17 protein-coding genes and 3 tRNA genes are annotated in these 20809 nt (G+C 70.4%); 10 read left to right on the top strand and 10 right to left on the bottom strand.

All coding sequences use genetic code 11. From position 1 onward, the window contains the following. Nucleotides 1–169 precede the first annotated feature (169 nt). The 3 genes from ACFWIA_RS25430 to ACFWIA_RS25420 all read right to left on the bottom strand — a co-directional run bounded on the left by ACFWIA_RS25430 (nucleotide 170) and on the right by ACFWIA_RS25420 (nucleotide 3482). Complete coding sequence (locus tag ACFWIA_RS25430; RefSeq protein ID WP_387008859.1) at nucleotides 170–1024, bottom strand: carbohydrate ABC transporter permease; 855 nt, start codon at nucleotides 1022–1024, stop codon at nucleotides 170–172. Then, nucleotides 1021–2001, bottom strand: coding sequence for a carbohydrate ABC transporter permease (locus ACFWIA_RS25425; RefSeq protein WP_387008857.1), 981 nt, complete (start codon nucleotides 1999–2001; stop codon nucleotides 1021–1023). The genes ACFWIA_RS25430 and ACFWIA_RS25425 overlap by 4 nt, the downstream gene beginning before the upstream one ends. Nucleotides 2002–2189: 188 nt before the next feature. Then, nucleotides 2190–3482: an extracellular solute-binding protein gene (locus tag ACFWIA_RS25420; protein ID WP_387008855.1), complete on the bottom strand. Its 1293-nt coding sequence runs from the start codon at nucleotides 3480–3482 to the stop codon at nucleotides 2190–2192. A gap of 303 nt (nucleotides 3483–3785) precedes the next feature. Here ACFWIA_RS25420 and ACFWIA_RS25415 point away from each other — a divergent pair, with 303 nt between their 5' ends. Together ACFWIA_RS25415 and ACFWIA_RS25410 are read left to right on the top strand one after the other, a co-directional pair. Further along, the gene (locus ACFWIA_RS25415) at nucleotides 3786–4949 is read left to right on the top strand and encodes a serine/threonine protein kinase (protein WP_387008854.1); all 1164 of its coding nucleotides are present in this window, start codon (nucleotides 3786–3788) and stop codon (nucleotides 4947–4949) included. Nucleotides 4950–4953: 4 nt separating this feature from the next. After that, nucleotides 4954–5688, top strand: a complete 735-nt coding sequence (locus ACFWIA_RS25410; RefSeq protein ID WP_387008852.1) for an HAD family hydrolase — start codon at nucleotides 4954–4956, stop codon at nucleotides 5686–5688. On the opposite strand, the gene ACFWIA_RS25405 is transcribed toward ACFWIA_RS25410, so the two are convergent. Further along, complete coding sequence (locus ACFWIA_RS25405) at nucleotides 5654–7141, bottom strand: N,N-dimethylformamidase beta subunit family domain-containing protein (RefSeq protein ID WP_387008850.1); 1488 nt, start codon at nucleotides 7139–7141, stop codon at nucleotides 5654–5656. The genes ACFWIA_RS25410 and ACFWIA_RS25405 overlap by 35 nt on opposite strands. A gap of 223 nt (nucleotides 7142–7364) precedes the next feature. Here ACFWIA_RS25405 and ACFWIA_RS25400 point away from each other — a divergent pair, with 223 nt between their 5' ends. Both ACFWIA_RS25400 and ACFWIA_RS25395 read left to right on the top strand, forming a co-directional pair. Next, on the top strand, nucleotides 7365–8198 hold the full coding sequence (locus ACFWIA_RS25400) for a class I SAM-dependent methyltransferase (RefSeq protein WP_387008848.1): 834 nt from the start codon (nucleotides 7365–7367) through the stop codon (nucleotides 8196–8198). Nucleotides 8199–8217: 19 nt separating this feature from the next. After that, entirely contained in the window at nucleotides 8218–8988 is a 771-nt protein-coding gene (locus tag ACFWIA_RS25395) for an N-acetyltransferase (protein ID WP_387008846.1), read from the top strand. On the opposite strand, the gene ACFWIA_RS25390 is transcribed toward ACFWIA_RS25395, so the two are convergent. Both ACFWIA_RS25390 and ACFWIA_RS25385 read right to left on the bottom strand, forming a co-directional pair. After that, nucleotides 8951–10066 (bottom strand): hypothetical protein, encoded by a 1116-nt coding sequence (locus tag ACFWIA_RS25390; RefSeq protein ID WP_387008845.1) that lies wholly within the window; start codon nucleotides 10064–10066, stop codon nucleotides 8951–8953. The two genes, ACFWIA_RS25395 and ACFWIA_RS25390, sit on opposite strands and share 38 nt — an antisense overlap. A 170-nt stretch (nucleotides 10067–10236) precedes the next feature. Continuing rightward, on the bottom strand, nucleotides 10237–10527 hold the full coding sequence (locus ACFWIA_RS25385) for a hypothetical protein (RefSeq protein ID WP_387008843.1): 291 nt from the start codon (nucleotides 10525–10527) through the stop codon (nucleotides 10237–10239). Between the two features lie 235 nt (nucleotides 10528–10762). Between ACFWIA_RS25385 and ACFWIA_RS25380 the strand changes: the two genes are divergently transcribed. Then, nucleotides 10763–11530, top strand: coding sequence for a fumarylacetoacetate hydrolase family protein (locus ACFWIA_RS25380; RefSeq protein ID WP_387008841.1), 768 nt, complete (start codon nucleotides 10763–10765; stop codon nucleotides 11528–11530). Here ACFWIA_RS25380 and ACFWIA_RS25375 read toward each other — a convergent pair. After that, nucleotides 11516–12796 carry a hypothetical protein gene (locus ACFWIA_RS25375; RefSeq protein WP_387008839.1) on the bottom strand — a complete coding sequence of 427 codons (1281 nt, stop codon included), beginning with the start codon at nucleotides 12794–12796 and terminating at the stop codon, nucleotides 11516–11518. The genes ACFWIA_RS25380 and ACFWIA_RS25375 overlap by 15 nt on opposite strands. Nucleotides 12797–12959: 163 nt before the next feature. On the opposite strand from ACFWIA_RS25375, the gene ACFWIA_RS25370 reads away from it, so the two are divergent. Continuing rightward, nucleotides 12960–13403 carry a hypothetical protein gene (locus tag ACFWIA_RS25370; RefSeq protein WP_387008837.1) on the top strand — a complete coding sequence of 148 codons (444 nt, stop codon included), beginning with the start codon at nucleotides 12960–12962 and terminating at the stop codon, nucleotides 13401–13403. Between the two features lie 952 nt (nucleotides 13404–14355). Here the strand turns inward: ACFWIA_RS25370 and ACFWIA_RS25365 are convergent. From ACFWIA_RS25365 to ACFWIA_RS25355, 3 genes are all read right to left on the bottom strand, one after another. Beyond that, nucleotides 14356–14429 (bottom strand) — tRNA-Ile (locus tag ACFWIA_RS25365). 166 nt (nucleotides 14430–14595) lie between these two features. Then, nucleotides 14596–14668: transfer RNA gene (locus ACFWIA_RS25360), tRNA-Asn, on the bottom strand. 5 nt (nucleotides 14669–14673) lie between these two features. Next, nucleotides 14674–14746: transfer RNA gene (locus ACFWIA_RS25355), tRNA-Asn, on the bottom strand. A 147-nt stretch (nucleotides 14747–14893) separates the two neighbouring features. Here ACFWIA_RS25355 and ACFWIA_RS25350 point away from each other — a divergent pair. The 4 genes from ACFWIA_RS25350 to ACFWIA_RS25335 all read left to right on the top strand — a co-directional run bounded on the left by ACFWIA_RS25350 (nucleotide 14894) and on the right by ACFWIA_RS25335 (nucleotide 20574). Then, complete coding sequence (locus ACFWIA_RS25350; protein WP_385487825.1) at nucleotides 14894–15196, top strand: YtxH domain-containing protein; 303 nt, start codon at nucleotides 14894–14896, stop codon at nucleotides 15194–15196. 63 nt (nucleotides 15197–15259) lie between these two features. Continuing rightward, complete coding sequence (locus ACFWIA_RS25345) at nucleotides 15260–16726, top strand: FGGY family carbohydrate kinase (protein WP_387008835.1); 1467 nt, start codon at nucleotides 15260–15262, stop codon at nucleotides 16724–16726. A gap of 183 nt (nucleotides 16727–16909) precedes the next feature. Continuing rightward, nucleotides 16910–18646, top strand: coding sequence for an ABC transporter ATP-binding protein (locus ACFWIA_RS25340; RefSeq protein ID WP_387008834.1), 1737 nt, complete (start codon nucleotides 16910–16912; stop codon nucleotides 18644–18646). Beyond that, nucleotides 18646–20574: an ABC transporter ATP-binding protein gene (locus ACFWIA_RS25335; protein ID WP_387008832.1), complete on the top strand. Its 1929-nt coding sequence runs from the start codon at nucleotides 18646–18648 to the stop codon at nucleotides 20572–20574. Before ACFWIA_RS25340 ends, ACFWIA_RS25335 begins: the two co-directional genes overlap by 1 nt. The last annotated feature ends 235 nt before the right edge of the window (nucleotides 20575–20809 follow it).

Raw genomic sequence — 20809 nt, 5'->3', positions numbered from 1 at the left:
CTTTCCCCGGGGCGGTGGGAACCGTCCCCGGAGCCCGGTCGTGGTCCGGGCTTTCCCCTGCTGGTGCGCAGGTCGTGTCCGATGCGCGGCGCACGGCGTCGGGCGCCGCGGGGTGATCCGAAGCGAAGCGTCGGACACGGCCCGGCCGGAGGTTGCTGGTCGCACGTGGTCATCCCTTGACGGCTCCCACGGTGAGGCCGGCCGCCACCCGGCGTTGCACGATCATGAAGAAGACCACGACGGGCAGGGCGGTGAGCGTGGCTCCCGCCATCAGCGCGCCGTAGTCGGTGCCGAAGCTCGTCTGGAAGGACACGAGCCAGATGGAGACGGTCTGTTTGTCGGTGCTGGACAGCAGTACGTAGGCCAGGACGTACTCGTTCCACGCCTGCACCAGGGCGTAGATGGACGTGGCCACCAGCCCGGGCGCCAGCAGCGGCAGCGTCACCCGGCGGAAGGCCCCGGCCCGGGTGCAGCCGTCCACCATGGCCGCCTCCTCCAGCTCCACGGGGATGCCGGCGACGAAGCCGCGCAACAACCAGACGGTGAACGGCAGCATGAACACCAGGTAGGTGAGGACCACGCCGACCAGGCTGTCGGTCAGCCCGGCGTCGCTGAGCAGCAGGTAGAGCGGGATGATCAGGCCGGCCAACGGGATCATCTGCACGGACAGGATCACCACCACGAACGCCCGGCGCCCGAAGAAGGAGAACCGGGCCACCGCGTAGGCCGCCGCCACCCCGATCAGCAGGGAGACCACCACGGTCCCCACCCCGACCAGTGCGCTCGCCCGCACGCTCGACCAGAAGGTCTCCGAGGCCATGGCCCGGCGGAAGTTGTCGAGGGTCGGCTCCGCGGTCCAGAACTGCGGCGGATTGCTACGGATCTCGGACGAGGGCCGGATCGCGGTGAGGAGCATCCAGTACAGGGGGAAGGCCATCACCGTGCAGAACAGCAGACCGAGGGCGTTGGCCCCGGGCGAGCGGCGCCGCCGCGCACCGCGGGGCGGAGCGGAAGCGGTGGTCATTCGGTCTCCCCCATCCTGACGAGCTGACGGACGTACACCACTGCCCCGACGAGCAGCAGCAGGACGGTGACGACCGCGATGGCCGCCCCGGCGCTGTAGCGGTTCACGGCGAACGACTCGATGAACGAGTACACGCCGAGCAGGTAGTACTCCTTCTCCGGCTGGCCCGTGCGCATCAGCCAGATCTGGTTGAACACCCCGAAGTTCCAGATCGCGTTGAGCGTGGTCACCACCACGAACGCCGGCTTGATCACGGGGAAGATGATGTGCCGGAGGATCTGGGGCCGGGTGGCGCCGTCGACGGTGGCGGCCTCCTCCAGCTCCGGCGGGACCTGGGTCAGGGCGGCCTGGAGGGTGATCGCGGCGAAGGGCAGCGAACCCCAGACGACCACGGCGACCACCACGGTGAAGCCCTGCCAGGGGTTCTCGAACCAGTTGTGCTTGCTGAAGTCGAGCCCGGGCACCTGGCTCAGCAGCCAGTTCATGACGCCGTAGTCGGCGTCCACCAACCAGCGGAAGACCGCGGCGGCCACCATGACCGGCATCGCCCACACGGCCACCAGCACCCCGGCCATGAGCAACCGCACCCAGGGGGAGACACGGCGGCCCAACAGCGCCACCCCCATGGCCAGTGCCATGGTCAGGGTGGTGGCGACCGTGGTGAACAGCGCGGTGCGCCCGACGACCGTCCAGAAGAACCCGTCGGTGGCGAGGGTGCGGTACTGCCGCAGCCCCGCCCAGGGCGGTTCGGTGCCGGCGAACAGCTCCCGACGGGTCATGTCCTGGAAGGACAGCAGCACCAGCTCGATCAGGGGGTAGCCGAGGACGGCGACGAGCGCGAGCACCGTCGGGGCGATCAGGACGTACGGGATCAGCCGACTCAGCGGCGGCCGGGCCCGCCGGCCCGTCCCCCCGGCGGGCACCGGGGGGACGGGCCGGGAGACGGCGACGGAGTCCGGTGGGTCTGTGGTCACCATGCGGAGGCTCCTCGAATCGTCGACCGCGGTGCGCCCTGCGCACGCACGACCGACGCAATGGGTGGGGTGGGGGTGGGGTGAGCACGTCGAAGTGAGTGGGGTGGGGGGTGGGGGTGCGGGGGGTTGGAGAGGCGGGGGAGTGGGGTGGCGGAGTGGGGTGAGGTCCGACGAGGGGCTGAGTGGGGGTGTCAGTTCTCGTTGATCAAGGCGTCGATCTCACGGTCGGCGTCCTCGGTGGCCTGCTGCACCGACTTCTTCCCGGTGGCGATGTCCTGGAGCATCGCCGGCAGGATGTTGGACTTCTCCACCGCCGCCCAGCCGGGCGCCAGCGGGGTCACCCAACCGCGTTCGGCGGAGCGTGCGGACGGGCCGTTGGGTCCGTCGGCGGGCACGTCCCGCAGCTGGACGCTGTTGTTCGGCAGGGTCTGGGCCTTGATCAGCTGCTGCTGCGACTTGTGGTCGGTGAAGAGCTTGATCCAGTCCCGGGCGAGCTCCTGCTTGCCGGACTTGGCGGGCACCGCCAGCAGGGAACCCCCGAGGTAGGGCGGGAGCAACTCGCCGGAGGGGCCGGGGAAGGCGAAGGTGGCGAACTTGCCGCGCAGTGCGGTGTTGCCGCCGCTGCGCGGGTCCGTGGCGGCCGTGGCCTCCCAGGTGTTGCCGTAGAACATGGCGACCTTGCCCTGGCCCACCACACCCGGTTCGTCGCCGTTGTCCTTGGAGCGGTCACCGACGTAGTAGTCGTCGATCAGCTTCTTCCACGTGGTCAGCCCCCGGCGCGACTCGGGGGAGGAGAGCGCGCCGCGCCAGCGGCCGTTCTCCTCGACGGCCATCTCGCCCCCGGCGTCCTTGACCCAGGCCATGGCGGCGTGCGGGTAGCGGCCCGGCATATAGAAGGCGGAGAAGTTCTTGTCCTTGGTGCCGAACTCGGCCTTCACCTTGTCGAGGACCGAGAGGAGTTCGGGATAGGTGGTGGGTGCTTCGGTGACGCCCACCTTCTTCAGGATATCCGTCCGGTAGATCCCTACCTTGGCCCCCGCGTAGTAGGGCACACAGTATGTCTTCCCTTTGTGCTCGCATGCGTCGGCCAGTGCCGGAAGCCAGTCTTCCGAATGCTCGAAATCCTTCTTCTCCAGGGGGGAGAAGGCGCCGTTGATGATGTAGTTGGTGGTCTCGCTATTGCCCATCTCCACTACATCTGGTACTACCCGGCCGGCGAGGGCCGCGTCAATCTTCTGGTTCTTGCTCGGCCACTGCTGGTACTGCACCTTGACTTTGGTGTCCGGGTACTGCTCCGCGAATCGTTTGTTCGTGGAGGCAACCAGATCGGGCCAGCTCTCCCTAGCGTCGATGGTCAGCCAGACGGTCAGGGAGTCGGGGTCGCCGCTGCCTCCGGCGGAATCGTCCGAGCTACACCCGGCGAGCGAGGCGATCACGGCGACGGTCCCGAGAGCCGAGGTGAAGCGGGGTAAGCGTAGGGGCATGATTCTCCGCCTTTCAAGGACTGGTTGAACCGGGCTGCTATCTACCCAGCGCACACCGGCAAACTACCGGTGGGGCGCTTTTTGGCCAGGATGAGACGTGGATTATGGAACGTTGTTGTTTTGGATTGCCCCCCGCTCGCACGGGGAAGGCGTGGCCGAGAAGCAGCCGTACCGTCCGATGGCCAGTCGTTAATTGACGCAAAACACTAGGATGTGCCTCTTGGGCACCCTTGACGGTGGCGCAACGTCTGACACATTTTTCTCCTGGTGTCCCCGGCGTTGCCCTATCGAAAGGTGTTACCTGTGACTAACCCCGACACGACGGTCGGCGATTCGGACCTGCGACCCACCCGGGTCAACTCCTGGAACGGCTGGGATCCGCTGCGCCACGTGATCGTCGGCCGGGCCGACGCCGCGGTGGTCCAGGCACCGGAACCGGCCGTGGCCAGAGACTTCCCCGAGGACGGCTTCCCCCTCGGCACCTACGGCACGATGCCGTCCGACATGATGGCCGAGGCCAACGAGCAGTTGGACTCCTTCGCCGACCTGCTGCGCCGGCGGGGGATACGGGTGGATCGCCCCACCCCGCTGGACTTCAACCAGAAGGTCTCCACGCCCGATTGGGAGCAGGAGACCATGTCGGGCTGCATGCCGCCGCGGGACCTGCTGCTGACGGTCGGCAACGAGGTCCTCGAAGCCACCATGTCGTACCGCAGCCGCTGGTTCGAGTACCTCTGCTACCGGCCGATCCTCCAGGACCTCTTCAAGTCCGACGCCCGGATGCGTTGGGAGGCCGCCCCCAAGCCCCGTCTGACCGATGCCAGTTACCGCACCGACTTCTGGGACACGTACCACGACCTGCCCACCGAGGTGCAGCTCGCCAAGGTCCGTGACTACGACCTGGTGCTGACGGAGGAGGAGCCGCTGTTCGACGCGGCCGACATCGCCCGCTTCGGCAAGGACCTCTTCGTCCAACTCTCCTTCGTCACCAACCGCAGCGGATTCGACTGGCTCAAGCGCCACTTCCCCGACCACCGGGTGCACGCGGTGACCTCCACCAACACCCACCCCCTGCACATCGACGCCACCTGGGTCCCGCTGCGCCCCGGGCTGGTGCTGCACTGCGGGGAGCGGCTCGCCGACCCCGAGCTGATGGAGTTCTACCGGCTCAACGACTGGGAGATCATCGAGGCCGTGCAGCCCGCGAGTTGGGACCACCCGCCGAAGCTGTCCTTCTGCAGCCCGTGGCTCGCCGGGAACATGCTCAACCTGGACGAGAACACCCTCTGCATCGAGGAGAAGGAGGTGGCCCTCTCCGAGCAGCTGGCCTCGTACGGCTTCGAGATCGTCCCGGTGCCGTTCCGCGCGGTCGGCCCCTTCGGCGGCGGACTGCACTGTGCCACCGTGGACATCGAGCGCGAGGGCGACTGCCAGGACTACTTCCCCCGCCGGCACGGGCGGTACTGATCCCGTGACCACCGCCCGGCGATCCGACGGGTCGCCCGCCGTCAAGGCCGTGATCTTCGACTTCTACGGCACCCTGGTCCGGCTGGTGCCGCCGATGCCGCCCAGCCACGCCTCGGTGTTCCGGCGCCGCGGCCTCGGGGAGTACGTCGAGCGCTGGGGCGACCAGTGGTCGGTCGGCCCCGGCGACGGCGAGGACCACAGCACCCACTCGGTGGACGAAGCGACCTACGGGGCCTGGGAGGTGGACCGGCTGCGGCGGCGCGCCCTGGGGTGCGGGGTGCCCGCCGAGGAGGCCGGCCCGCTGGCGGTGGAGCTGGACCGGGCCACCAAGAGCCTGACCTTGGAGCTGTTCCCCGATGTGACGGCCGTGCTCGCGCAACTGCGCGGGCACGGCCTGCGGGTCGGACTCTGCTCCAACTGGTACTGGGACCTCGACCGGGCGGTGGCCAGGTGCGGGCTGACCGACCTGGTGGACGCCGGGGTCACCTCGGCCCGGGTCGGGGTGCGCAAACCGCACCCCGGGATCTACCGGGCCGCGCTCGACGCCTGCGGCGTCACCCCCGAAGAGGCCCTGTTCGTGGGGGACATGTGGGCGGCCGACGTGGTGGGGCCGTTGGCCGCGGGCATCCGTGCGGTGCACCTGTGGCGGCCCGACCGGGCCGTCGACGGGGTGGCCCCGCCGCTGCCCGACCGGGCCCACCGGATCACGTCCCTGCACTCCCTGCCCGAGTTGTTGTAGCCCGGTGCGAGAGCCGGTCGAGCACGTTGCGGGTCACCCGCACCACGCCCGCGTCCACCTCCCGGCCGCAGACCACGGGCCAGTCCACGGTGCCCGCGGCGAAGACCGTGCCGCCGTCCGTCGTGTACAGGCCCATGGTCGCGGCCCGGGGGCTGGTGATCGCCGGCTCCCGCTCCGGGCAGTTCCAGTGCCCCCACTTGAACCGGTGCAGGTCCTCGTTCACGGGGTCCAGCAGATAGATGCCGAGGATGAGGAAGGACTCCGGAGTGCCGTCCACCCCGCTCGCCCGCGCCACCCCCCGCTCGTCATAGGTGAAGGCCGCGCCGTCGCACTCGTACCCGATCAGCGCGGTGCCCCCGCCCAGCCGGTCGGCGGGCCGGCCGTCGCTGCCGTCCCGCAGCCCGGTGCCCTCGAAGACCCAGTGGTCCGCGTGCTGCACGGTGAACCCCTCCAGCGGCCGGTCACCCGGCCAGTCGCCGGGCCACATGCCGCCGTTGCGGAAACTCACCCCGGTGAGGGCGTTCTCCGGACGGCCCACCCCGTCCGGCGGCCCCGGCCACCACAGGTCGGTGGCCGGCAGATGCGGGTAGACCTCCCCGACGTGGTGGTCGGTGTCCGAGACGAAGGCCGTGTTCCCGTCCGTGAGGTGCACCCGCCACCAGCAGGTGTTGGCGCTGAGGAAGGCCACGTTCCCGCCCGCGGCCACGTGCGCGTCCACGTGGTCGCGCATCGACGCGCTCCAGTACTCGTCGTGCCCGACGCTCAACAACAGGTCGTAGGGGGCGAGCAGTTCGGGGTCCTCGTGGAGGTCGAGGTCGGTGCAGTACTCCACCTCGTAGCCGCACCGTTCCAGCCAGGCGATGAAGGGGGCGTCCCAGTGGGCCAGGTCGATGACGCCGCCCGGCCGGTGCATGCTCAGCTTGTGCCCGCGCGGCTCGTCCGCGTCCCCCTCCCGGTAGACCGGGCTGTCGTAGAGGCTGGAGGCCCGCGCCACGCCGTCGCCGTCCGAGCGGTTGTACGCGTGCCGGGTGAAGGTCGACTTCTTGTAGAGGATGCGGCCGTACCGTCCCGGATCGCGGGGCCGCACCACGAAGAACTCCCGGGCGAACCCCTCGATGTCCCCGTCACCCAACAGCGGCACCGCACGTGCCTGCCGCTCGTCCCCCTCCACCAGGTGCGCGAGGTAGATCCCCGGCCGCCACTGCGGGGGCACCCGGAACGCGTAGCGCGGCAACTCCCAGTCGACGGCCGGCGAGGCATGACCCTCGATCCCGTCCGGGTGCGGCGGCGGAGCCTGGAACACCCCCTGGTACGACTCCGACTCCCCGAGGTGGGTCAGCTCGCTGCCCAACCGGTAGAAGCGGACCCGGAACTCCTGCGCATCGGTCGAGACGTGTAAGCCGAGGACCTCGCCCGACGTGACGCTCTCCCGGTCCACGTACCCCTCGATCATTCGACCCCTCCCATCGGCCGCAATCGCCGTTCTCCCGCGGCGAAGACGCTCGATGTTAGGAGTTCTTTCCAGCTACAACAAACCAGCGGACGGGATCAGCCTTCCTCGATCTCATTTCAGCCATGTTGATCTTGCAGAGAATGCACGAACCGGCGTCCGGGTAACGCGGATCAAAAGGACGGCGTGCTGTGCGGAAAGGAAAAGAATGGCAAAAGAATTGCGTGTGCGAGAGTTGGTCCTGGGGATCGAGGGGCTGGCCCTGCTGCGCTCCGCCATCGATGCCGACGAAGCCTTCCTCGAAGCCCGGGTGGCGGAGATCAGGAAGTTCGCCGCCGGCGGTGACGAGGGGATGCCCGGCGCCGGCGCCTCGGTGAGCGAACTGGACGAATCGACCGGGTACGCGTCCTGGGCGAAGCGCTACGACTCCCTCCCCAGCTCCTTCCTCCAGGTCGAGGAGCCGATCGTCCACCGGCTCCTCGACGAGGGACCGGTCGGCACCGCCCTGGACGCCGCCTGCGGCACCGGCCGCACCACGGTCGCGCTGGCCGAACGCGGCTACCGCACCATCGGCGTCGACCAGTCACCCCAGATGCTGGAGCAGGCCCGGGCCAAGACGCCGGACGTCGACTTCCGCCTCGGCCGGTTGGAACAGCTGCCGCTGGACGACGCCAGCGTGGACCTCGCCGTCTCCACCCTGGCCCTCACCCACCAGCCCGCGCTCGGCCCCGCCGTCGCCGAACTCGCCCGGGTGGTCCGCCCCGGCGGCCGGGTGATCGTCACCGACCTGCACCCCTTCGTCATCACCCTCCAGGGGCAGTGCCTCTTCGTCCACGGCGACGACGAACTCGCCTTCGTCCGCAACCACGTCCACCTGCCCGGCCAGTACATCGAGGCGTTCGCCGCGGCCGGTCTCACCGTACGCGCCTGCTACGAGCCGGCCTTCAACGGGAGTCTTTCCCCCGGCGGCTACGAGGACTACATCGCGGACGCCGCACGAGCAGCCTGGGACGGAATTCCCATCGTGGTCGTCTGGGACGTCGTCAAGGACGCGAAGTAAGCAAAGGAAAGGGAACGTCGTGAGAGTCGTCCGGTACACCGAACGCCCAGAACTCTGGGACCGCATCACGGAAGAATTCGCAGGAGTAATTCCCGAATACAATCTGCACGGGGACATCGGCGAGGGGTACTGGAACCGCCTCTTCGACGACTTCGGCGACCACCAGTTCGTGCTGTACGACGAGGAGGCGGACGCCATCCTCGGCGCCGGCCGCTCGCTGCCCCGGCTGTGGGACGGCACCCCCGAGGACCTGGGCACCGGGCTCGACGCCTCGATCCGGGACGCCTTCGCCGCCCACGACGCGGGCACCAAGCCCACCGCCCTGTGCGCCCTGGGCGTCGAGGTCGCCCCCGCGCACCAGGGCAAGAGCCTGTCCAAGGTGCTGCTCCAGCAGATGATCACGATGGCCCGCGCCGACGGCCTGCCCTCCCTGATCGTGCCGGTGCGCCCGATCTGGAAGCACCGCTACCCGCTCGTCCCCACCGAGCGGTACGCCTCGTGGACCCGGGCCGACGGGGAGCCCTTCGACCCGTGGATCCGCACCCAGGTGCGGCTCGGCGGCACCATCACCGCCTCCATGGAGGAGTCCTCGATGATCAGCGGCACGGTCGCCGACTGGGAGTCCTGGACCGGCATGGAGTTCCCGGAGAGCGGTGACTACGTCTTCCCGGAGGGACTGAGCACCCTCCGGGTCGACCGCGAGCAGGACCGGGCCTCCTACTGGGAGCCCGCCGTCTGGATCACCTACGACCTCAGCTCGTCCGATCCAGCAGGATCTCCCCGCACCTGACGGCGCTCCAGGCGTACGCGGTGAGCAGTGCCGCGTGCGCCTCGGTCACCTCGGGACGCCGCTCGGGGGAGAGCCCCGCGGGGCCGACCGTCGACACCGCCGCCTCCCGCAGCCGCTCGGCGGCCGGGGTGCCGCCCCGGACCGCGCCCTGCGGGGCGTGGCGCCGGGCGGCCTCCTCGGCCTGGCGGCCCAGCATCAGACAGTGGATCCACAACTCGTCCGCGAAGGAGTCCCCGAAGGCCCTCCCCACGGCCGCCGCCTCCTCCTTGGGCCGGCGCTCCCGCACCAGGTCCTGGACCACGTCCTCGGTCATCAACCCCGCCATCCCCAGCGCCTCCCGCCAGGTGTAGTGGGTGCGGACCGGCACCACGTCCTCCTGCCCGACCAGCCGGACGTACCCCTCGCCGTACCGCATGTACGGCACCCAGCTCAACTCCTCCAGCACCCACCCCTCGTACAACTGCGGGCGGGCGTCGTCCGCGGAGGCGGGACACACCGCGAGGCGCACCCCCTGGGCGGCATGGCCGTTGATGCTGCTGGTGCCGGTGTGCTCGGTGACGGTGGGCACCGCGAGCAGGGCGCTGCGCCGACCGCCCTGCCGGAGGAAGGCCGTCATCACCTCGTCGTCATGACGGTCGGCGCTCTGCTCCGCGAACCGCCGGAACTCCGCCGCCACGGCCACCGGGAGGCTGATCGCCAGCGTCGGCGTGAACTCCTCCGGCACCGCGCGCACCCAGCCCGCCCCCGCCAGCGCGGCGAGCCGGGCCAACCCGCCGTTGCGTGCGTGCCAGTTGGTGTAGAAGGCGAGGGCGTCGTCGGGGAAGCGGTCGGCGCAGTGGGCGACCAGGTCGATCATGTCGTCCGGGGCCGCCACATCGTCCTGGATCATGAACTGGTGGGTGGCGCCCTCGCTCACCCGGGACCAGGCGAGCAGCGCGGTGCGCAAGGCGGACGGCGGCCCGTCCGGATCGGGGTCCAGGGCGAGCGAACCCAGCCCCAGCCGGGCGACCATCTCCTCCGCCTGGGCCCGGCGGACCGGGTGGGTCATCACGGCCGAACTGACGCGTGCGGTGGGCATCGGGGTTCTCTCGCCTTCAGCCGGTGACCAGGGACGAATGCTCCGAAGATCATGGCTGCTGTGGGCACGGATTCCACGGGGAGCGCGGTCCGACGGCCAAAAACGACCGCTCCCCGACGCGATTGCGCCCTGACCTGACCTCCGCCCGGTCGACGGAGGTCAGGCGCACCTCAGCGCAGGTGCGACGGTTGCCCGCCGCTGTGGGAGTACCGTTCGCGCTCCTGCTGGTGGCGCAGCGCCCTGAGCTGACATCGGCTCTCGCTGAACCGGGGGTCGGCCGGCAGGGTCCGACCCAGGTCCCGGGCCGACCACAGCCACACCGCGGCGACCAGCACGATGACGGTGTCGGCCAACAGGAGCCCCAGCAGGGGGAGGTCGAGCAGGAGGTGCACGGCCACCACCTCCAGACCGAGGGTCACCAGGGCCGCGCACAACACCGTGTTCCGGACACTGTTCTTCATGGGGACAGCCACCTCCTGGGCAGGGCGGGCCAGTGGGGGAGGGCCCGCGCCTATGAGCTATACCCAGCCCGGAGCGCTTTGGTTCAAACCTTCACCGAATATGTCCTTGGCGTACGGCGGATGTGCTAGTCGCTGACACCTGTGAACTCCCGTGCAGCGGGCAGCCGTTCACTCGCAGGCTGTAGGCGGGGTGTGATCTGGTTGCCTGGACGGGACACCTGACTCAGGAGGAGACGTGATCCACGCACGGTTCGAGTGGCGGGGCGGTACGTGGTACGGACGGGCGCGGGGTGAGGGGTTCGAAGTCCTGAACGGGGACCCGGTGCGGGGTGCGGGCGCGCCGACGGGGCGAGTGGCGCCGGCAGAGGAGGTGCGGTTGCTGGCACCGGTACGGCCCGGCACGATCGTGGCTGTGGGAAGGAACTACGCGGACCACATCGCGGAAACGGGCATGGGCGCCCCACCCGTACCCCGGCTCTTCTTCAAGCCGTCGTCGGCGGTGGTCGGCCCCGGCGAGTCGGTCGTCTACCCGTTCCAGTCCCGACAGGTCGAGCACGAAGCGGAGTTGGCCGTCGTCATCGGCCGGACCGCGCGGTCAGTGACCGCCCAGGAGGCGCTCGGATTCGTGTTCGGCTACACCTGCGGCAACGACGTGACCGCGCGGGACGTCCAGAAGGCCGACGGCCAGCCGTCCTGGGCCAAGGCGTTCGACACGTTCTGTCCCCTCGGCCCGGTCATCGCCACCGACCTCGACCCCACCGGCTTGGATGTGAGCTGCCACGTCAACGGTCGCCGGACCCAGCACGCGAACACTTCACTGATGCTGACCTCGGTCGCGGGGCTGATCGAGTACATCACCGCGGCCATCACCCTCCACCCGGGCGACGTGATCCTGACCGGGACCCCGGCGGGGGTCGGCCCGGTCCTGCCCGGCGACGAGATGGCAGTGACCGTTGCCGGGGTGGGCACCCTGCGCAACCCGATCGTCTCAGGAGCGCAGTAGCGCTGCGAACTCCCTGCCGGCGGGCAGTTCGGGGCGTCCGGCGGTCGTCGTGAAGGCGTGCGCGTACTGCACGACCATGCCGGTGCGGTGGACGGTGGGCAACTTCACCAGGGCTTCACTCGCGACGCGGTATGCCTCCTCGGGCTCGCCGGATCGCGCCAGGCAGGTGGCCCGGTCGATGAGGATCAGAGTGGGGTCCAGGTACTCGCTCGGCGAGTACGCACTGAGGGCGCGCTGTTGTACGGTCCACGCCGCGTCCGGGCGCCCGAGGTGCGTCCACGCGTTGCCCAGGTGAAAGGCGAACTGCCGCTCGGTGTAGCCGAACGCGACATGCTCACGGTCTTCCGCGCTCAGGCGCCCGAACACGTCCTCTGCCAAGCGCAGCAACGGCAGCGCTTCCTGAGCCCGCCCCATGCGGGCGAGCGCCCGTGCCTCTACCAGCAGGGCGCGCACGGTTGACGGTCCCTGTGCGGTGCCCAGGAGGTGCAGGGCGCGGGCCGCCTCCGTGTATGCCGCTGTAGGCGTGCCGTAGTACAGCGACACGATCGCCGACCGCACGATCGCGGTCCCCTCCAGGTGAAGGTCACCTGCCTCGGCGGCAGCCAAGCGTCCGGTGTGGAAGAAGCCCCGGGCCTCCCGGTGTGCGCCGAGCGCGGACGCGAAGATGCCCGCCAGCAGGGAAAGTTGCCCGGCGACGCGGCAGAGACGGCGGCGTTGCCGTATCGGCTGCCGCCCCTCCAACACACGCCGCACCTCCCCGAAGTCAGCCAGGAGGTCCGCCAAGAGGTCCTGGGGAGGCAATGACTGGTAGGCCCGCGCGTAGTCCTGCACGGTGCTCTCCCACCGGTCCAGCGTCACCTCACCGACGGCAGCCCCCTCCAGTGCCGCGTCCATGCGCCGCCGTTCCTCCCGGATGGCCTCCACCGCCGCAGGGCTCACCGCCGCGGCTCCGATCAACCCGAGCAGGGACCGTCGGTTCATGGGTCCCGTCTCCTGCTGCTCTGGTGCCGCAAGGGTGGGCGGTGCGGTGCTGAGGGAGAACAATTCCTGCACCGTGCACCCTGGAAACATGTGCTCCAACACCTGGCGGGCCTCGTCCCGAGGGAGCCCCTTCACCTTTCCAGTGCGCCATCGGTCGAACTGACGCCTCTGGAGGAAGAACGCCAGCCTCATGCCATGTGCGACCGGCTGCGCCTCGCGCATGAACCGTGCGTACCCCCAGCCTCGCCGGGCGAGCAGTTCCCCGAACACCGTCAACTGCGTCATGACGTCGATGGTTGGCCCATCGCCCCGCCGTCGCAAGCCCGGAGGCAGAGACGTCCACCCGGCGACCACACCAGGGCACGGACACGGCGAGGAAGTCCGCCACGGGTGTCTGGCTGGGACCGTGCACCAACATCCAACATTCACACCACCCACGGAACGGAACGTGGCCGATGGTGAGGAGCCGATGACGGTGCAGGACCACGCAACGACCGGAGCGGACGGCACATCGTTCCCGGACACCCCGCTGCTTACTGATCGGCTGACCGCTTGGTCGAAGGACCGCGACACCGGTGAGCGGGCCGCGGTCGCCGCGCTCATCCACGAGGGCGACGTCCTCGCCCGAGAGGACGTGCGGGAACTCCTCGTGGTCGACACCGGGAAGCGCGCGCACTGCGACTGGCCGCGGTTCGAGGCCCAGTACAAGACGGCCCTCGTCCTCGACACCGGCGAGCGCGCGTTCCTGGAACTGGTGGTGGCGATCGGGTTCCCGCGACTGGTACCGCTGTGGCAGGTGGAGAACCTGGACGAACGGCGGCTCGCGGTCGTCCTGCGGGCGCTCGCCGCCCTGGCCGGCGCCGAGCGGATCGCCGTCGGGACGCGCACGTGATGGTCTTCTGCGGCTGCTGCGACCAGCCCGTCCGCGAGGAGCAGCCGCACGAGTCACACTTCCGGCCCGCCGTGGTCGGGCCGGACCGCACCGCGTACCTCCACCTGAAGTGCCCCGTCCGGACGCCCGCCCTGGTCGCCGCGGCGTCGGCCCGTGAAGCCGCCACGCGCAGCTACCTGATCCATGCCGCCGCCTGCCCCGACTGCGTCTCCGAGCCGATCGGCTGCCCGCGCGGGCGGGAGTTCCGGACTGCGTGGAAGGCCGCGGACCGTACTTACCACGCGGCTCGACGGGCCGCCCGGGAACACCCGGACCAACCGACTGCCGTTGCCCCCGTGAGGACACCATGACCCGCACGACCCCGTGGTACTGCGCGCGTTGCGCGGAACCGATCCGGTGGTGGCAGCGCCGCGTCACCAAGCTCCGCTTCTCCCCGTCGGGGCCCGGCTCGTCCGTGCACCTCCACCGGCGCTGCATCCCGGCGGCGGTGCCGTGCGCACCGTGCTTCATGGCCCGCATCTTCGGCTCGGAGGTGCACGGGTGCCGGGTGTGGGCGTCCGCCACGCACCGACCGCGCGGCGGGCGGGCGTCGCTCTACCCGAACCTCAGGAGTAGGCCGGTGCCGTGCCCGTGCGACTGTCGGGCGCGGACCCGCGCGTGAGGGTGCACGCCTGCGAACCTGCCTCGACCGTCTCGAACAGCTCGTGTTCGTTCACCAGTTGAAGGACGAGTCCGACGCACGTGGAGACCCGTCAGCCCCGTCCACCCGCGCCCCCCGTCGCAGGCGCACGGAAGAGCCCCGCCCGGGTCGGTCCGGGCGGGGCTGCCTCACTCGATCATGGGTGTCACGGACCCGCGGCGGGCCAGCGGGGGCCTCGCGGGGGTCCGGGCGACCGGGCCCTCTCCGCCGCCGCACCCCACGTCGAATCGTTCCTGCACAGGAACCCTGCGGTGGGGCGGGTGGGACTCGAACCCACGGCCGACGGATTATGAGTCCGCTGCTCTAACCGGCTGAGCTACCGCCCCCTTACGGCGCGTCGCGCACAGGTGTACGCGCCGTCTGCCGCAGCATAGCCGCTCATACGATCTCCTGCTCCGCACGGTCGGCTCCGCTGACCATGGAGACCTCCGGCGTCCCCGTACGGTTCCACCGGACATGAAAAAGGACCCCTATGGGGGTCCTTCTCGGCTGCTCCCCCGACTGGACTCGAACCAGTAACCTGCCGGTTAACAGCCGGCTGCTCTGCCAATTGAGCTACGGAGGATCGAGCTCCCCCGACTGGACTCGAACCAGTAACCTGCCGGTTAACAGCCGGCTGCTCTGCCAATTGAGCTACAGGGGATTGCCTCGTTCGCATCGAACGCGCCTGTCCGGGTATTCGCCAGGAAGCGCTCGTTCGCTGCGACACATACATTAGCGCAAGCAGGGGGGTGCTCCGCCAATCGGTACTCCCGCGCTCCACACCGAGATGCAAGGGAAGGGTGGCTCCATGCGCTACCGGCTCACATTCGTCGCCGGGCTGGCCCTCGGCTACGTCCTGGGTACCAGGGCTGGACGGGAGCGGTACGAGCAGCTGAAGAAGTCGGTCCGGCAGTTCGCGGAGAACCCCGCGGTCCGCAACGCCGCGGAGACCGCCGCGCAGCAGGGCCGGGAGGTCGCGGGCAAGGCCCTGCACTCGGTGACCGAGCGCGTCGGGGACCGGGTGCCGGACTCCGTCACCGAACGCGTCCGGACGCTGCGCGAGCGCGGCAAGGGTGCGCAGAACGACGACTGGGGCACCAGCAACACCTGAGGGTGCCCGGCTCGTACCGGGCTGTGGTACGGCACACACCCGAACGTGGTGCAGAATTCCCGCATGGGGATAGTCGCCGGTCTGGACAGCACGCCCGACTCCACGCGCATCGTGGTCTGTGACACGGACACGGGTGCCGTGATCAGGCAGGGGTACGCCCCGCATCCCCTGGAGGGGGCGCCCGGGGGGAGCGGGGAGGGCGGGCGACCCAGTGACGTCGACCCACAGGTCTGGCTGCTCTCCCTCGGGGAGGCCGCGGCCGGCGGGGTCCTCGAAGGCGTCGAGGCGATCGGCGTGTCCGCCCAGCAGAACGCCCTCGTCCCGCTCGACCAGCAGGGCGCGACGATCCGTCCCGCCCTGGTGGGCGGCGACCGCCGGGCCCAGATCGCCGCCGCCGACCTGGTCGAGGCGCTCGGCGGGCGCGAGGCGTGGGCCCAGGCCGTGGGCTGCGTGCCGCAGGCGGCGAACCCCGTCGCCAAGCTCCGCTGGCTCGCCGCGAACGAACCCGAGGCCGCCCAGCGCGTCGCCCTGGTCCTCCAGGCCCACGACTGGTTGGTGTGGCAGCTCCTCGGCCGTCCGCTGCGCCGCACCACCGACCGGGGCGGCGCCTCCGGCACCGGCTACTGGTCGGCGGCGACCGGCGGGTACCGGCCCGACCTGATGGAGCTGGCCCTCGGCCGGCAGGCGGCGCTGCCCGACGTACTGGGCCCCGCCGAGGCCGCCGGGACCACCCCGGAAGGGCTGCTGATCTCCGCCGGCACCGGCGGCACCATGGCCGCCGCGTTCGGCCTCGGCATCGGCCTGGGGGACGCCGTCGTCTCGCTGGGAGCCTCCGGCTCCGTGATGGCGGTCCACCGCGAGGCCCTCGCCGACCCCAGCGGCATGATCACCTCCCTCGCCGACGCGACGGGCATGCACCTGCCGGTCGTGCACACCCTCAACGCCGTGCGCACCCTGCGCGGCACCGCCGAGATGCTCGGCCTGCCCGACCTCGACGCCCTGTCCGCGCTCGCCCTGAAGTCGACGCCCGGCGCCCACGGCCTGGTCCTCCTGCCCTATCTGGAGGGCGAGCGCACCCCGCACCTGCCGCACACCGCCGGAACCCTCGCCGGGCTGCGGCGCGAGGCGATGAAGCCCGAGCACCTGGCGCGGGCCGCCGTCGAGGGCATGCTCTGCGGACTCGCCGACGCGCTCGACGTGCTGCGCGGACGCGGAGTGGAGGTGCGCCGGGTGTTCCTGCTGGGCGCCGCCGCCGACCTCCCGGCCGTCCAGGCCGCCGCGCCCTCGCTGCTCGGCGCGCAGATCGTCGTGCCGCAGCCCGCCGAGTACGCGGCGCTCGGCGCGGCGCGACAGGCCGCGTGGGCACTGGGCGTCTCCCGCGGGACGCTCGACCCCCACGCACCGCCCACCTGGCCCGGCGCGACCGGACAGGTCCACGACCCGGGCGAGGAACTGGCCGTGGGGCAGGCCGTGCGGCAGCAGTACGCGGTCGTCCGGGAGCAGACCCACCCGGGCGCGTTCGCCGGCTGACACCCGCAGGCACCGGCGGGTGCCGGCGGGGCACCCGGGGGTTCTTGGCCCGCTGTTGGCTTAATCCGCTGGGGTAACGGGCGGGGCACGGTGGACGATGGGGGGTGGTGTGCCGAAGGTGCCCCCGATCGGTCGGCCGGCCGGTCGATCCGCCCCTAGAACCCCAGTGAGCGAGACCCGCACGTGCTCATACGACTGCTGAGGACCCATCTGGGTCCGTATCGAAAACCCGTCGCCATCCTGGTGGCGCTCCAGTTCCTCCAGACCTGCGCGACCCTGTACCTGCCCACGATGAACGCCGACATCATCGACCGGGGAGTGGTCCGGGGCGACACCGGCTTCATCATGAGCTTCGGCGGACTGATGATCGCCGTCACGCTGGTGCAGGTGGTCTGCAACATCGGAGCCGTCTACCTCGGGGCGCGTACTGCCGCCGCGCTCGGTCGGGACGTGCGGGGCGCCGTGTTCGACCGGGTCCAGTCGTTCTCCACCCGCGAGGTCAGCCACTTCGGTGCGCCCTCGCTGATCACCCGCACCACGAACGACGTCCAGCAGGTCCAGATGCTGGTGCTGATGGCGTTCACCCTGATGGTCTCCGCGCCCATCATGTGCGTCGGCGGGATCGTGATGGCCCTCGGCCAGGACGTCCCGCTGTCGACGGTGCTGATCGCCGTGGTGCCGGTGCTCGGCATCAGCGTCACCGTGATCGTCCGCAAGCTGCGGCCCCTGTTCCGGTCCATGCAGGTGCGTCTGGACACCGTGAACCGGCTGCTGCGCGAGCAGATCACCGGCAACCGGGTGATCCGCGCGTTCGTCCGCGACGCGTACGAACAGGAGCGCTTCCGCGGCGCCAACGAGGAACTGACCGAGATGTCGCTGGGCACCGGGCGGCTCCTCGCGCTGATGTTCCCCATCGTGATGACCGTCGTGAACGTCTCCTCGGTCGCCGTCGTCTGGTTCGGGGCGCACCGCATCGAGAGCGGCGCCATGGAGATCGGCTCGCTGACCGCGTTCCTCGCCTATCTGATGCAGATAGTGATGTCGGTGATGATGGCCACCTTCATGTTCATGATGGTGCCGCGCGCCGAGGTGTGCGCCGAGCGCATCCAAGAAGTCCTCGGCACCGAGTCCAGCGTGGTGCCGCCGGCCGCCGCCGTGCGGGAACTGCGCTCCCACGGCCATCTGGAGCTGCGCGGCGCCGGGTTCCGCTACCCGGGCGCCGAGGAACCCGTGCTCAAGGCCGTCGACCTGGTGGCCCGCCCCGGCGAGACCACCGCCGTCATCGGGTCCACCGGCAGCGGCAAGACGACCCTCCTGGGGCTCGTCCCCCGCCTCTTCGACGTCACCGAGGGCGCCGTGCTGGTCGACGGGGTCGACGTCCGCGACATCGACCCGAAGCTGCTCGCCCGCACCGTCGGGCTGGTGCCGCAGAAGCCGTACCTGTTCGCCGGCACCGTCGCCACCAACCTCCGCTACGGCAACCCCGACGCCACCGACGAGGAGCTGTGGCACGCACTGGAGGTCGCCCAGGCCCGCGACTTCGTGGAGACCCACCTGGAGGGCGGCCTGAACGCGCCGATCTCCCAGGGCGGCACCAACGTCTCCGGTGGCCAACGCCAGCGGCTGGCGATCGCCCGCACCCTCGTCCAACGGCCGGAGATCTACCTCTTCGACGACTCGTTCTCCGCCCTCGACTACGCCACCGACGCCGCGCTGCGGGCCGCCCTGGCCGAGGAGACCGCGGACGCCACCGTCGTCATCGTCGCCCAGCGGGTGGCCACCATCCGCGACGCCGACCGCATCCTCGTCCTCGACGAGGGCCACGTGGTCGGCGCCGGACGGCACGCGGACCTCATGCGGGACAACGAGACCTACCGGGAGATCGTGCTCTCCCAGCTCACGGAAGCGGAGGCGGCCTGATGGCGGGGCCCGCGGGACGGATGATGGCCGGGGCCGGACCCGACCATCGCTCCATGGACTTCAAGGGCTCGGGCACCCGCCTGCTGAGCCAGTTCCGGCCCGACCGCATCACGATGTACGTGATGATCGGCTGCGCCCTGCTCAGCGTCGGCGTCTCGGTGCTCGGCCCCAAGATCCTCGGCATCGCGACCGACCTGGTCTTCGCCGGGGTCGTCGGCCAGCAGATGCCCGCCGGACAGAGCAAGGAGGAGGCGATCGCAGGACTGCGGGACCGCGGTGAGGGCGGTGTCGCCAACATGCTGACCGGGGTGGACTTCACCCCCGGCGAGGGCATCGACTTCGGGGCCGTCGGCGCGGTCCTCGGTTTCGCGCTCGGCACCTTCGTCATCGGCGGCCTGCTGATGCTGGTCGCCACCCGGCTTGGCAACCGGGCCGTCAACCGCACGGTGGGCCGGATGCGCCGGGACGTCCAGGCGAAGCTGTCCCGACTGCCCCTGTCGTACTTCGACAAGCGGCAGCGCGGCGAGGTGCTGAGCCGGGCCACCAACGACCTCGACAACATCGGCCAGACCCTGCAACAGAGCCTCGGGCAGCTCGTCAACTCACTGCTGACGATCATCGGCGTGCTGATCATGATGTTCCTGATCTCGCCGCTGCTCGCCCTGGTCGCCCTGGTCACCGTGCCGCTGTCGTTCGTGATCGCCACCCGGGTCGGCAAGCGGTCCCAGCCGCAGTTCGTCCGCCAGTGGCGCTCCACCGGCGCCCTCAGCGCCCATGTCGAGGAGATGTACACCGGGCACGCGCTGGTGAAGGTCTTCGGCCGGCAGGAGGAGTCCGCGCGCCGGTTCGCCGAGGAGAACGACGCGCTGTACGAGGCCGGGTTCCGGGCCCAGTTCACCAGCGGTCTGATGCAGCCCCTGCTGTTCTTCGTGTCGAACCTGAACTACGTGCTCGTCGCCGTCGTCGGCGGACTGCGGGTCGCCTCCGGCTCGCTGTCCATCGGTGACGTCCAGGCGTTCGTCCAGTACTCGCGCCAGTTCTCCATGCCGCTCACCCAGGTCGCCTCCATGGCGAACCTGGTGCAGTCCGGGGTCGCCTCCGCCGAGCGGGTCTTCGAACTGCTCGACGCCCCCGAACAGGGCCCCGACCCCGAGCGGCCGGCACGCCCCGTGGAGCGCACCGGCCGGGTCGTCCTGGAGCACGTGTCCTTCCGCTACCAGGACGACAAGCCGCTCATCGAGGACCTGTCGCTGGCCGTCGAGCCCGGTCACACGGTCGCCATCGTCGGTCCCACCGGCGCCGGCAAGACCACCCTCGTCAACCTGCTGATGCGGTTCTACGAGGTCACCGGCGGACGGATCACCGTCGACGGGGTGGACATCGCCGGCATGTCCCGCGACGAACTGCGCTCCGGGATCGGGATGGTCCTCCAGGACACCTGGCTGTTCGGCGGCACGATCGCCGACAACATCGCCTACGGGGCCTCCCGCAAGGTGTCCCGGGAGGAGATCGAGGAAGCCGCGAAGGCCGCGCACGCCGACCGGTTCATCCGCACCCTGCCCGACGGGTACGACACGGTGCTCGACGACGAGGGCGCCGGGGTCAGTGCGGGGGAGAAGCAGCTCATCACCATCGCCCGGGCGTTCCTGTCCGAGCCGGTGATCCTCGTCCTCGACGAGGCGACGAGTTCCGTGGACACCCGTACGGAGGTCCTGATCCAGAAGGCGATGGCCCGCCTCGCCCGGGACCGCACGTCCTTCGTCATCGCCCACCGGCTCTCCACGATCCGGGACGCGGACACCATCCTGGTGATGGAGAACGGGGCCATCGTCGAGCAGGGCACGCACGAGGAACTCCTGCTCACTCGGGGCGCCTACGCCCGGCTCTACGCGGCGCAGTTCGCGGAGGCGGTCGCCGAGGTCGACTGAGCAGCACGGTTCCTGCGGGTGCGCTGTGGTCGTTCGCGCAGTTCCCCGCGCCCCTGGGGTGCGCCCACGCTGGGCTGCGTTGTCCAGCGGGGTGCGCTGCGGTGTTGCGCAGTTCCCCGCGCCCCTGATCCCGTACGCCCCGCTCGGGGTGCGCGGCACGGAGCACCCCAAAGGGGCGCGGGGAACGGCGCGAGCAACCACCACGCACCCGCAGGGCACCGCGCACCCCCGCCAA

Origin of the sequence: Streptomyces sp. NPDC127068, assembly GCF_042724695.1 — a bacterium.
Lineage (GTDB): Bacteria > Actinomycetota > Actinomycetes > Streptomycetales > Streptomycetaceae > Streptomyces.
The sequence above is the reverse complement of the archived record's forward strand: the minus strand, read 5'-3'. Positions and strand labels throughout refer to the sequence as shown.